At 74.8% G+C, this 11,806-nt stretch carries 9 protein-coding genes; 8 read left to right on the top strand and 1 reads right to left on the bottom strand.

Features of this window, described 5'->3' with window-relative positions; translation table 11 throughout:
* The first annotated feature begins 15 nt into the window (after nt 1–15).
* The 4 genes from E6J59_08470 (at nt 16) to E6J59_08455 (ending at nt 4,665) form a co-directional block, all read left to right on the top strand.
* A complete protein-coding gene (locus E6J59_08470; protein ID TMB20454.1) occupies nt 16–1,587 on the top strand; it encodes a glycosyltransferase in 1,572 nt (523 codons plus the stop codon).
* Between the two features lie 89 nt (nt 1,588–1,676).
* Nucleotides 1,677–2,552 (top strand): glycosyltransferase, encoded by an 876-nt coding sequence (locus E6J59_08465; GenBank protein ID TMB20453.1) that lies wholly within the window; start codon nt 1,677–1,679, stop codon nt 2,550–2,552.
* Nucleotides 2,549–3,496, top strand: a complete 948-nt coding sequence (locus E6J59_08460; GenBank protein TMB20452.1) for a hypothetical protein — start codon at nt 2,549–2,551, stop codon at nt 3,494–3,496. The genes E6J59_08465 and E6J59_08460 overlap by 4 nt, the downstream gene beginning before the upstream one ends.
* Nucleotides 3,493–4,665: a glycosyltransferase gene (locus tag E6J59_08455; protein TMB20451.1), complete on the top strand. Its 1,173-nt coding sequence runs from the start codon at nt 3,493–3,495 to the stop codon at nt 4,663–4,665. The genes E6J59_08460 and E6J59_08455 overlap by 4 nt, the downstream gene beginning before the upstream one ends.
* Before the next feature lie 528 nt (nt 4,666–5,193).
* Here the strand turns inward: E6J59_08455 and E6J59_08450 are convergent.
* Nucleotides 5,194–6,627, bottom strand: a complete 1,434-nt coding sequence (locus E6J59_08450) for an exo-alpha-sialidase (GenBank protein ID TMB20450.1) — start codon at nt 6,625–6,627, stop codon at nt 5,194–5,196.
* A gap of 303 nt (nt 6,628–6,930) precedes the next feature.
* Here E6J59_08450 and E6J59_08445 point away from each other — a divergent pair, with 303 nt between their 5' ends.
* Genes E6J59_08445 through rfaE1 form a run of 4 tightly spaced genes read left to right on the top strand, consistent with a single transcriptional unit; the run spans nt 6,931 to nt 11,738 of the window.
* Entirely contained in the window at nt 6,931–8,331 is a 1,401-nt protein-coding gene (locus E6J59_08445; GenBank protein ID TMB20449.1) for a sugar transferase, read from the top strand.
* 3 nt (nt 8,332–8,334) lie between these two features.
* A complete protein-coding gene (locus E6J59_08440; protein ID TMB20448.1) occupies nt 8,335–9,537 on the top strand; it encodes a hypothetical protein in 1,203 nt (400 codons plus the stop codon).
* Nucleotides 9,538–9,546: 9 nt separating this feature from the next.
* Complete coding sequence (locus tag E6J59_08435; protein ID TMB20447.1) at nt 9,547–10,623, top strand: glycosyltransferase family 4 protein; 1,077 nt, start codon at nt 9,547–9,549, stop codon at nt 10,621–10,623.
* Complete coding sequence (rfaE1, locus tag E6J59_08430; GenBank protein TMB20446.1) at nt 10,614–11,738, top strand: D-glycero-beta-D-manno-heptose-7-phosphate kinase; 1,125 nt, start codon at nt 10,614–10,616, stop codon at nt 11,736–11,738. The genes E6J59_08435 and rfaE1 overlap by 10 nt, the downstream gene beginning before the upstream one ends.
* The last annotated feature ends 68 nt before the right edge of the window (nt 11,739–11,806 follow it).

Raw genomic sequence — 11,806 nt, 5'->3', positions numbered from 1 at the left:
CGCCGGGACGCCGCGATGACCGCGGCCCGCTACCTCCGCCGCGGCCGGCTCCGCGCCTGGGTCGCCCCCGGCGTAGACCTCGAGCACGCGATAGCCGACGACGGCGACCCCGATCACCTCCTCACGCGCCCCGACTGCCGCATCGTGAAGCTCCAGCGCAAGGTGGTCGTCGGCCGCATCGAGACCGCCGCCGGCACGCTGTGGGTGAAGCGCTACGCGGTCTTCGCGTGGCGGGTCGCGCTCGCGAGCCTCGGGCGGACCTCACCCGCCTTCGGGGCGTGGGCGGGCGCGGCCGCCCTCGCCGCGCACGGCTTTGCCACCCCGGAGCCGATCGCCGCGATCGAGTTCCGGCGCGCCGGCCTGCTCCGGCGGAGCTTCTTCGTGACGCGCGAGGTGGCGGGCGCGGTGACGGCCGACGTGCGCTGGCAGGCGATCCTGGCGGACCCGGATGCGCCGCGGCGGCGCGCGGCCCGCCGCGCCTTCGCGCGCGCGCTCGGCGAGCTCTTCCGCGGCCTGCACGCCGCGGGCCTCTACCACAACGACCTGAAGGACGTGAACGTGCTGGTGGACGGCCCGCCCGCGGCGCCTCGCTGTGTCCTCCTCGACCTGGAGCGCGTGCGCGCGCTCGGGCGGATCGGGCGCCGCCGCCGCCTGAAGAACCTGGTCCAGCTCGTGCGCACGCTCGGCCGGCAGGCGAGCGCGACTGACCGCGCGCGCTTCCTCCGCGCCTACCTCGGCGGGTCGCCCAGGCGCGCCGAGCGGCGCGCCTGGGCGACGGTGGTCGCGCGCCGCGCCGCGCAGAAGGACCGCCGGCGCGGCCCCGCTCCGGCACCGGGTGGCGGACCGACCGTCACCTGCACCGTCGTCTGCCAGGACGAGGAGGCGCACATGGTGCCGTGCCTCGAGAGCGTCGCCTGGTGCGACGAGATCGTGGTGGTCGACGGCGGCTCGCGCGACCGGACGGCCGCGGTCGCGCGCCGTTTCACGGACCGCGTGCTCGTCAACCCCTGGCCCGGCTACCGTGCGCAGAAGCAGTTCGCCCTCGACGCCGCGCGCGGCGAGTGGGTGCTGAACCTCGACGCCGACGAGCGCGTCTCGCCCGAGCTGGTGGACGAGATTCGCGCCGCGCTGCCCGCCGCTCCCCCGGGGGTGGCGGGCTTCGCCATCCCGCGGCTCGTCTGCTACCTCGGGCGCTGGTGGTTCCGGGGCGACTGGTACCCGCGCCGCGTGGTCCGCCTGGTGCGGCGGGCGGCGACGCGCTGGGGCGGCACGGATCCGCACGAGCGCGCGGAGGTGTCGGGACGCGTCGTCTGGCTGCGGCAGCCGCTCCTGCACCACAGCTACGCCGACATCTCGGACCACCTGCGCAGCCTGAACAAGCTGACGGCCGTGGCGGCCGCGCAACCTGGTCTGCCGCGCCGGGTCGGCCCCTGGCGCCTGGTGGGCGAGCCGGCGTGGCGCTTCGTGCGCGCCTATCTCCTGCGGGGCGGTGTGCTCGAGGGGTTCCCGGGGCTCTTCGTGGCCGCGACCGGCGCGTTCTACGTCTTCCTCCGCTGGGCCAAGGTGCGCGAGCGGCGCGCGGCTTGATCCCTGGGGGGTGAGACGCCCTCGCCGCGCGCCCGGCCTTCTGCTACACGGCGACCGGGCCGGCGCCGCGTGGTGCCCGCCCGCTTCGCGTGACGGTCTCGGTCATCATCGTCAACTGGAACGGCGGGCCGGCCCTCGACGCGTGCCTGGCGAGCCTCGCAGCAGGCGGCGTCTCCGAGGCCGAGGTGATCCTGGTCGACAACGCTTCGAGCGACGCGAGCGCCCGGGCGGCCTGCGCGCGCCACCCGCGGGTCCGGCTCTTGGAGACGGGCGCCAACCTGGGCTTCGCGGCGGGTGCCAACCGCGGCGCGGCCGCGGCGGGCGGCGACGTGCTCGTCTTCCTGAATCCCGATGCGCGCGCGCTGCCCGGCGCGCTCGCCACCCTGGTCGCGGCGCTCGCGGGCGCGCCACGGGCGGGCATTGCCGGCGGGGGTCTGGCGGGCGAGGGCGGCCGATGGCAGCCGGCGTCGGCGCGCTTCGGGCCGCTCGCACATCTCGTCCTCGACACCACGCTCGGGCGGCTCGGGGCGCGGCTCCGTCGCGCGCCCCACCGCGTCGACTGGGTGTACGGCACCTTCATGGCGGTCCGCCGCGACCTCTTCCGCGAGCTCGGCGGCTTCGACCCGCGCTACTTCCTCTACGGCGAGGACCTCGACCTCTGCTACCGCGCCGCGCGCCTCGGGGCGCGCACCCTCCACGTGCCCGCGGCGCGCGCAGTCCATGGCCCGAACCTGAGCGCCGCGCAGCGCTTCGGGGATGCGCGCGAGGCCGAGGTGGTGAAGGGTGAGATGCGCTTCTACGCCGCGCGCGGCGGGCCGGGTGCGCTCCGGCTCTTCCGCGCCGCGGCGGCGTGCAAGTTCGGCCTCAAGACGGCGCTCGCGGCGGCACTCGGCCGGCGCGCCGCGGCCGTGACCTACGGCCGCGTGGTGCGCGCCTGCCTCACCTTCGCTCCGGACGCCTCGTGACCGAGCTGGTGACGCTCGCCGTCCCGTGCCGCAGCGACGAGCCAGCGCTCGGGCGCACGCTCGCGGCCGCGCTCGCGAGCTGGCGGCACGTGCCCGAGTCGGCCACCCACGGGCTCGAGGTGCTGGTCTGTCTCAACGGCGCCGACGCGCGGCGGCCGCGCGAGGCGCTTCTCGCGTTCGCCCGCGCGGCGGGCGTGCCGCTCGCCGAGGTCGACCTCGAGCGAGCCGACGGGGCCGGGCTTGCACCGCCGGCGTCGGCCCTCACGGTGGCGGCGCTCGTCACCCGGCGCGCCGGGAAGCCGATCGCGTGGAACGCGCTCCGCCGGCGCGCACACGGGACGCTCGCCCTCTTCGTGGACGCGGACGTGTCGTTCGCGCCCGACGCGTTCGCCCTCCTCCTGGGTGCGCTCGCGGCAAGCCCGCAGGCGGCGCTCGCGTCGGCCAAGACCACCTGCGCGCCGCGCGCCGGGCTCTTCGAGGGCATCATGGCGGCGCCCTACGGGGTCGACTTCCCGAACCTCTCGCCGCAGCTCTACGCGGCGCGCGTCGCGGCGCTCCCGCCGGCCATGCCCGAGGACCTGATCGAGCCCGAGCGCTGGCTCGAGCTCGTGCTGGGCCGTGACCGGATCGTCCGCGTGCCGGCGGCACGCGTGGCCGTTCGCCTCCCCGGCACGCTCCCCGACTTCTTCCGGCAGCGCATCCGCATCGAGATGGGCAAGGTGCAGCTCGCGCGTCAGTACCCCGAGCTCGCGGCGCGTGGGGCGCCGCAGCCACGCGCGCGGGCCGCGCTCGCGAGCCTCGGCCCGGCGGGCCTCGCACGCCTCGCCGGCTACTTGGGGCTGCGCAGCGCCGCGCACGCCGTGGCCTGGTTGCGCTACCGCCGCGGCGCGACGGCCGGCATCTGGCGCCAGGCGGCCACCACCAAGGAGTGGGACCCCGCATGAAGGTCCTCTTCCTGGTGACGCGCTTTCCCGTACCGCCGTGGCGCGGCGACCAGCTGCGTGCCTACCACCACCTCCGCCTCCTCGCGCCGCGGCACGAGATCACGTGCGCCGCGCTCGTCCTCCGCCCCCCGCCGCCCGAGGCGGCCCGGGCGCTGGCCGCGCTCGGCGTGCGCGTCGAGGTCGTGCGCCTCGGCCTCGCCGGGGCCGTGCCGGCGCTCGGCCGTGCGCTCCTCGGCGATCCCCGGCCGTTACAGGTGCTGCTCTACGCGCGGCGGCGGGCGCGGGCCCGCGTGGCCGCGCTCGCCGCCGGCGCCGACCTGGTGCACGCGCAGCTCGTGCGGGCGGCCAGCTACCTGCCGGCGGGGCGGCGGCCGGCGGCCGTGGTCGACCTGGTGGACGCGCTGTCGGCGAGCTTCGCCCGCCACGCGGTGCGCGCGCGGGGGCCGGTCGTGACGATCGCGGCCGCCGAGGCGGCGCGACTCCGCCGCTACGAGAGCGGGATCGTGCGCCGCGGGCTCCCTTGCCTGGTGGTGGCGGAGACCGAGCGCGGGTTGCTCGGGGGCGGCGAGGCGGTGCGCGTCGTCCCCAACGGGGTCGACCTCGCCGACTTCGCGTACGTCGAGGACCGGCGGCCGGCGGCGCGCCTCGTGTTCGCGGGCAACCTCGGCTACTTCCCGAACGTAGACGCGGCGGTCTTCCTGGTGCGCGACGTCTTTCCGCGCGTGCGCGCCGCCGTCCCGGGCGCCGAGCTCCGGCTGGTCGGGGCGCGCCCGACCCGGCGAGTGCGGGCGCTCGCGCGGCGGGCGGGTGTCTCGCTCGCCGCCTCGGTGCCGGCGATGGCGCCGGAGCTGGCTGCGGCGACCGTCGCGGTCGCGCCGCTGCGCGCCGGCTCGGGCCTCCAGAACAAGGTGCTCGAGGCGATGGCGGCGGGAACGCCGGTGGTCGCGACCCCGCACGCGGTCGCGGGCCTCGCGCTCGGCGCGGGCGAGGAGGTGCTGGTGGCCGACGACGCCGCGGGCCTCGCGGCGGCGGCCGTCGCGCTCCTCCGCGACCCGGCACGGGCACGCGCCCAGGCGCGGGCGGCGCGCGCGCTGGTCGAGCGGCGCTACCGCTGGGAGGACTCGGCGGCGGGCGTCGAGGCGGCGTGGCGGGCGGCGTTGGGGGCCTGACTGACCGTCTCCGTCTGGTCCGCAAGTTTGGCGACCGCTACCACGAGATGCCGCACTGGAAGGCGATCTACTGGCTGTACCGCACGCCTCGCGTTCACTGGGACGCAGACCACCTGGTCAACCCACGAACCGGCACGCTTTACCACACCATCGAACCGGGGCAGCCGCCACGCCTCGAACACCGCCTGCCGGTCCCCGTGCCCAGGCCTCGCGCGGAGGAGATCCTCGGTGCCTGCGAGAGGCACGCCAAGAGCCCAGCCCGACCCCGCTTAGCTGTTTCCTAATCGCATAGCCATCGGCCGACCTACTTCTGAGCCGCCGACTCGATCTCGGCGGGGAGGCGGTACGCCCGCGCGGTCGCGCCCATCAAGGTGAACAAACCGACGAGTCTCGCGTAGCTCGCGCCGGCGCGCGGCCTCGTCACCGGTGAGCCGGGCTAACGGTCGCCTCCACGTGCACGTGGTACTCCGCAAGGGAGGCAGTACGCTCGCATGGAGATATGATTCCGTTCGCCCGCCCGGCTTACGGCTATCGGATTGTGACAGGTGCTCGCGTCGGGAAACGAGCCTCACCAGCACTCACCACCGCCCGTTCACCGCTCGAAGTCACGCTGCCCCCAGACGCAACGAGGCCGGCGCGTGTCGTATACACGGCTTCGTCGAGAAGACTGCCGCCGCAGCCGCCGCTCGGGGCGTTGGCCAGCGCAAAGACCCCGTGGGCGGTGCCGCCCGCGAACGACGTGGAGATGTAGTCAGCGACCATAGCGCCCTGATTCGTGCGGGCAAGCCAACCGAGTGACATGGGACCAGCGAGCTGCATGGGAGTGCTCCAGCTCGCGCCCCCGTTGCTCGACGAAATGAACCCCACGTCGAGCTGACACGTGGAGGTCGAACAGTTGGCCTGAGGATAGTAGTAGTAGGTAAGGCCCAGGTGTGCCGAGCTGCCCGCGGTCGCCTTGTCCACGGCGAGGCCCGGAATGAAGTGGTCCACCACGCTCGTCGTATCATCGATGGGGATGCGGACGACCGGCGACCATGCAGTCCCGTTGGACGAGGTGCTCATGACGATATCATTGGATGCGCACCCGCTGCGGAAGCGGCAGTCCTGCCACACCACGTACACCCGCCCGGCCCCGTCGATTTCGGCGGAAGGCAGCGGAGGCGACCGCAGGTTGCCTGCCACAGTATGCGCCAAGATGGGTGCGATCGTGACCGGGCCAGCGTAACTCAGACCTCCGTCGGTCGACGTGACGGCCCGCACGCTTGACAGATAGGCATCGCCCAGGGGGACGATGACGGTGCCGTTCCGCTGCACGACCGGCTGGCCGCCGGCCGCACCCATGCTCGGCACCGCGGCTTCGCTCCATGTGAGGCCCCCGTCCGTGGAGGTCGCCATGCGAAGTTGGTCGCCGGTGCTCACGTCGTCGTACTGGGTGTAGCAATTGCCGTAGAAGGGGCTCGTGGCGGTGGTGTCGCACACGGTCCAGTTCTTATCCAGGTCGCGGCCGGTCGCGACGACTGCGGGGTTCGCCCAGGTGAGGCCGCCGTCTCGCGAGCGGCTCACCACGACCGCCGGCGCCACGGGCGGGTTGCTGCCGCCGACTTCGCGAAGCGCTAGCGATGAGATGAGCCAGACGTCGTGGCGCGCGTCGTAGGCGACCGACGGGTCACTCACGCGATCATAGGGGCCGGAACCCTGGAACTTCGTGATCCCGGACAGTAGCCCGTTCGACCAGGTGGTGCCCCCGTCGGTGGAAGTCGCCCATCCGATGTCGGAGGCGCCTCCGTCGAAGAAGCGGCCCACCTGAAGGGCTGCCACGATGGTCGAGCCAAACGCGAATGTATCCGGTTCAACCTCGGTCCGGTGCTGGCTGGTGGAATTCGTGAAGGGATCGGTGCTCAGCTCCCTCAGTCCGGCATTGCATTGAGCCTGCGCTCGGCCGGTCACAAAGAGGAGGGCCATGACGGACGGAAGTCCCACGACGGTGAGCAGCGTGCGTGGACTCCGTACAGGGTAGGCGTCGGCAGTCTTCACGATCGCGCGTCGCACCGCAGTCTCGGAGACCAGCTCTGGACCTTCCACGGCCGCCTCGGGCTTCGCACTCTCCGCGTTGGCGGAGGTGTATCCTCCCGGTTCTCGGGAGGCTCCGTCAATGGGTGTGTAACGAGATCACGCCTTTGAGCTGCACGCGGACTCCCGCCGCGCCGCGCGGAGCCCCGGAGGCCGCTCCCGGGCGCGGCCTCCAAACCCGCGCCCTCATCTGCTATGTCGCGGTCGGTGTACCGGCGCGACGGAGGATGGCGCCTGCGCTGGGCGATCCTGGTTGCGGGCGACCTGCTGGCGGCCTGCCTCGCCTATCTGCTCGCCTTCGTCCTGCGCACGCACGTCCCCCTGCCGCTGACACAGGGTTATCTCCCCGGCGTCCGCTTCGCCGAGGTGCACCATCACTGGCCGGAGATGCTGCTCGCGCAGGCCGCCGTCCTCTACTTCCTCGGGCTCTACGAGGCGCACGCGCTCACCCGGCCGCGCGATCACGTGGGCGCAATGGTGGCCGCTGCCCCGCTCCAGGCGCTCGTGTTGGTCGCGGTCTATTTCTTCCGTCAGGATCTCATGTTCCCTCGCTCGATCTTCGTGGTGCTGGCGGCGCTCGACGCGACGCTGCTGGTCGCCTGGCGGCTCGGCAGCCGCCCGCTCCTCGGCAGCTACCCGCGCCGGCGCGTGGTGGTGGTGGGCACCAACGCCACCGCGGCCGAGGTGATCGGCACCATCCGGGCGCAGCACTGGCTCGGCATGGACATCGTGGGGGCGGTCGCGGGCGACGGCGCCCGCGCCGCGGCGCTCGGCGACGTGCCCGTGCTCGGCGGGCGCGAGGAGCTGCCCGCCCTCTGCCAGCGCCACGAGGTGGACGAGGTGATCATCGCCTCGGACCACGTCTGGCAGGACCAGCTCCTCGACGCCCTGAGCCAGTCCGAGGGCGCGCGCGCCCGCATCTGCGTGGTGCCCTCGCCCTACGAGATCCTGATCGGCCGCACCGAGCACCTCCGCCTGCACGACATCCCGCTCATCGAGGTGATCCGCGAGCCGGCGGGCGGCGCGAGCGTCGTCAAGCGTGCCTTCGACGCCGTGGTGGCCGCCGTCCTCTTCCTCGCCACGCTCCCCGTCATGGCGCTCGTGGCCCTCGCCATCCGGCTCACCTCGCACGGGCCGGTGCTCTTCTTCCAGGAGCGGGTGGGCAAGGACCGCCGCTCCTTCACCATGGTCAAGTTCCGCACCATGCAGGTCGATGCCGAGCGGAAGACGGGCCCCGTGCTGGCGAGCGAGAACGATCCGCGCATCACCTGGCTCGGGCGCTATCTGCGCGCGCTCCGCCTGGACGAGCTGCCGCAGCTGTGGAACGTGCTCTGCGGGGACATGAGCTTCGTCGGCCCGCGCCCGGAGCGGCCGGAGTTCGTGCGCGGCTTCGAGCGCGACATCAAGGGCTACGCCGAGCGCTTCAAGCTGCGCCCGGGGCTCACCGGCTACGCGCAGGTGAACGGCGAGTACCACACCTCGCCCGCGACCAAGCTCAAGTACGACCTGGCCTACATCTACAATCGCTCGCTCTGGCTCGACGTGCGCATCCTGGCGGACACGGTGAAGGTGATGCTCACCCGGCGGGGCGTCTAGAGCGTGGCCGGCACACCCCCCCTCGCCGCGCGCCGCGCGGCCGACGCGCTGCTCGGCCTGATCGCGGCCGCCATCCCGCTCTCGACGACGGGCATGGAGGCCGGCGTGCTCGGGCTCGGGGCGCTCAGCGTCGCGGCGCTGATCGGGAGCTGGGGCGTCGTGCGCCGCACGCCCCTCGACGGCGTCCTCGCGCTCCTGGCGGCGGTCCTCGCCCTCTCGACGCTCGCGAGCGGGCATCCGCTCGAGGCGAGGGGGTGGGCCCGCCTGTGGATCGCGCTCGCGTACTTCGCCGTCTTCTGGTGGCTCCGCGACCGCGCGCACGCCGTCCGCCTGGCGCGCACGATCGTCGTCGGCGGTGCGGTGGCGGCGGCCTACGGCATCCTCCAGCACTTCACCGGTGCGGACTGGTACCGCACGCTGCTCGGCCGCCCGACCTACGTGTACCCGCGCGAGCCGGGAGCGCCCGGCTACGCGGTGGTCGGGTTCTTCCGCAACTACCTCACCTTCGCGCACGTGATGATCTTCCCGCTCGCCTGGGCGCTGGCAGGCGCACTGGCGGGCCGGGCGGCGGCGCTCGGGGCCGCGCTGCTCGTCGTGCTGGCGCTCGTCTTCTCGACCGCGCGCGGGGCCTGGCTGGCGGCGCTCGCGCTCGGGGCCGCCCTGGCGCTCGTGGCGCGCGACCGGCGCGCGCGGCTCGTGCTGCCCGCGTGCGCCGCGACCGCGGGCCTCGCCTTCGCCGCGACGCCGGCGCTGCGCGCGGAGGCAGCGCACATGTTCTCCGCGCGGGGCGCCAACGCGGGCCGCGTCGGCATCTATCGGGCGAACCTCGACATCGTGCACGAGCGGCCGATCCTGGGGCTCGGCTTCGGCCGCTACCGGACGGCGGCGCCGCCGTACTACGCGGCGCATCCCGCCGCCGACCGGCGCTCGCACGCGCACAACAACTTCCTGCAGATGGCGGCCGAGGCGGGCCTCGCCGGCCTCGCGGCCTTCGGCCTCGTCTACGCGACGGCGCTCCGGCGCGGCGCCGAGGTGATCGAGCAGGCGGCGGACCACCCGACGTGGGCTGCGGCCGCGGGCGCCTGGGCGGGCGTGATCGGGTTTCTCGTGGGGGGCCTCACGCAGTACACCTTCGGCGACGCGGAGGTCGCGATCGCCATGTGGGTGGCGCTCGCGATCCTCATGCGGCTCGGGGAGGCGGGGTGAGGGCGTAGCATGCGCGTGCTGCACGTCGACCCGGAGCGCGCCTGGGGCGGCGGCGAGGTGCAGGTCCTGGCCCTGGTGCGCGAGCTCGCGGCGCGCGGCCACGCCTCGACCGTGGCGGCGCACCCGGGGGCGCCGCTCGCTCGCGCCGCCGCCGCGGCCGGCGCGCGGGTCGTCCCGCTCGGGATCGTGAACCACTTCGACGTGCGCGCCGCGCTTGCGCTGCGCCGCCTGGTGGCCGCCTTTGACGTGGTCCACTTCCACACTGCGCGCGCCCACGCCCTGGCGCCGTTCTGCCGCGGCCGGGGCGCGCGGCTCGTGGTCACGCGCCGCATGGACTACGTGCCCGCGGGCGGGCCCTACGTGCGCTTCCTCTACAATCGGGCGGTGGATGCGGTGATCGCCATCTCGGAGGGTGTGCGCGCCGCGCTCGTCCGCGTCGGGGTGCGCGCGGAGCGCATCCGCGTCGTGCCGAGCGGGATCGACGCGGGAGCGTTCGTCGCGCCGCCCGAGGCGCGCGCGGCCGTGCGGCGTGAATGGCGCCTCGGCGACGATGATGTCGCAGTGGTCGTCGTAGGTGCGCTCGAGGCACGCAAGGGGCACGCGGTCCTGCTCGCGGCAGCGGCCGCGCTGGCGCCCGCGGGGCTCGGCCTGCGCTACGTCTTCTGCGGCGAGGGGCGGCAGGCGGAAGCCCTGGTCCGCGCGGCCGCGGCGCTCGACGGGACGGTCGAGTTGGTGGGGTTCCGGCCCGACGTGGCCGCCTGCCTCGCGGCGGCGGACGTGGTCGCGCTCCCGTCCCGGCAGGAAGGGCTCGGGGTGGCCGCGCTGGAGGCGATGGCGGCAGGCCGCCCGGTGGTCGCGAGCCGGGTGGGCGGGCTCGCCGAGGCGATCGTGCCCGAGGAGACGGGCCTCCTGGTCCCGCCCGGCGACCCGACAGCGCTCGCCACCGCCCTCGCCCGCCTGGCGCGCGACCCGGGCCTGCGCGCGCGCCTCGGGGCCGCCGGCCGGGCGCGCGTGCGGGCGCGCTACACCACCGCGCGCATGGCGGAGGGGACGCTGGCCTGCTACGAGGACCGTGCATGCGCATGAGCGGACGGCGGCTCGCCGAGCTGATCCGGCGCTTCGCCGGGGTGCGCGTGCTGGTGGTGGGCGACCTGATGCTCGATCGCTTCGTGTGGGGACGGGTCGAGCGTATCTCGCCCGAGGCCCCGGTGCCCGTGGTGCACGTGACCGGGGAGGACGAGCGCCCCGGCGGCGCCGGGAACGTGGTGAGCAACGTCGCCGCGCTCGGTGGCCGGGCGGCGGCGTGCGGGATCGTGGGCGACGACGCGGCCGGCAAACGGCTCGTCGCCGCGCTCGCCGCGCTCGGCGCGGGCACGGAGGGCATCGTCGTCTCGCGCCACGCGCGCACCACGCAGAAGACGCGCATCATCGCGCACCAGCAGCAGGTGGTGCGCCTCGACCACGAAGCGGCACCCGTGCTCGACGGGGCGGGGACGCGCCGGGTGCGCGACCTCGTGCTGGGCGAGCGCGCGCGGTTCGACGTGGTGGTGGTGTCGGACTACGCCAAGGGCGTGATCGGGCCGCACCTGCTCGCGGCGCTCGCGGCAGCCCACGCCCGCGCGCCCTTCGCCTGGGTCGTCGATCCGAAGCGCGCCAACTTCGCCCACTACCGCCGCGCCTCGCTCATGAAGCCGAATCGCGCCGAGGCGGCGGAGGCCGCGGGCATCGAGATCCGCGACCGCGCCTCGCTCTGCGCCGTCGGGGCGCGCCTCCTCGAGCGCTGGGAGACGGAGGCCGTCCTCATCTCGCGCGGCGACGAGGGCATGGCCCTCTTCAAGCGGGGCGGCGCCGTGCAGGAGTTCCCCACCGTGGCGCGCGAGGTCTACGATGTGACCGGCGCCGGCGACACCGTGCTCGCCGCCTGCGCGCTCGCGCTCGGTGCCGGCGGCACGCTCGAGGAGGCGACCGTGCTCGCGAACCACGCCGCCGGGGTGGTGGTCGGGAAGATCGGGACCGCCACGCTCGGCGCCGACGAGCTACGCGCCGCCTTGCGAGAGGGGAGGCCGCCGGCGAGAGACGCCGAGCCGCGCGCGGCGGGAGCCGCGCAGGCGTCGACCGGGGGCTATCGGAAGCGCGCAGCACGCGGCGCGCGCGAGCAGTGGACGGGCCCCCGGATGAGCAGGCGGCTGTCGGACCTCTAGGAGGCCGTCCGGGTAATCATGGCGGCTGCGGCGAACGATCCGGGGGCTGCGAGCGGCGTGCTCGCTCC

The sequence above is a fragment of the Deltaproteobacteria bacterium genome (genome assembly GCA_005879795.1).
GTDB lineage: Bacteria > Desulfobacterota > Binatia > DP-6 > DP-6 > DP-6.
Note: the sequence above shows the minus strand (reverse complement) of the source record. Positions and strands in the feature narration are given on the sequence as shown.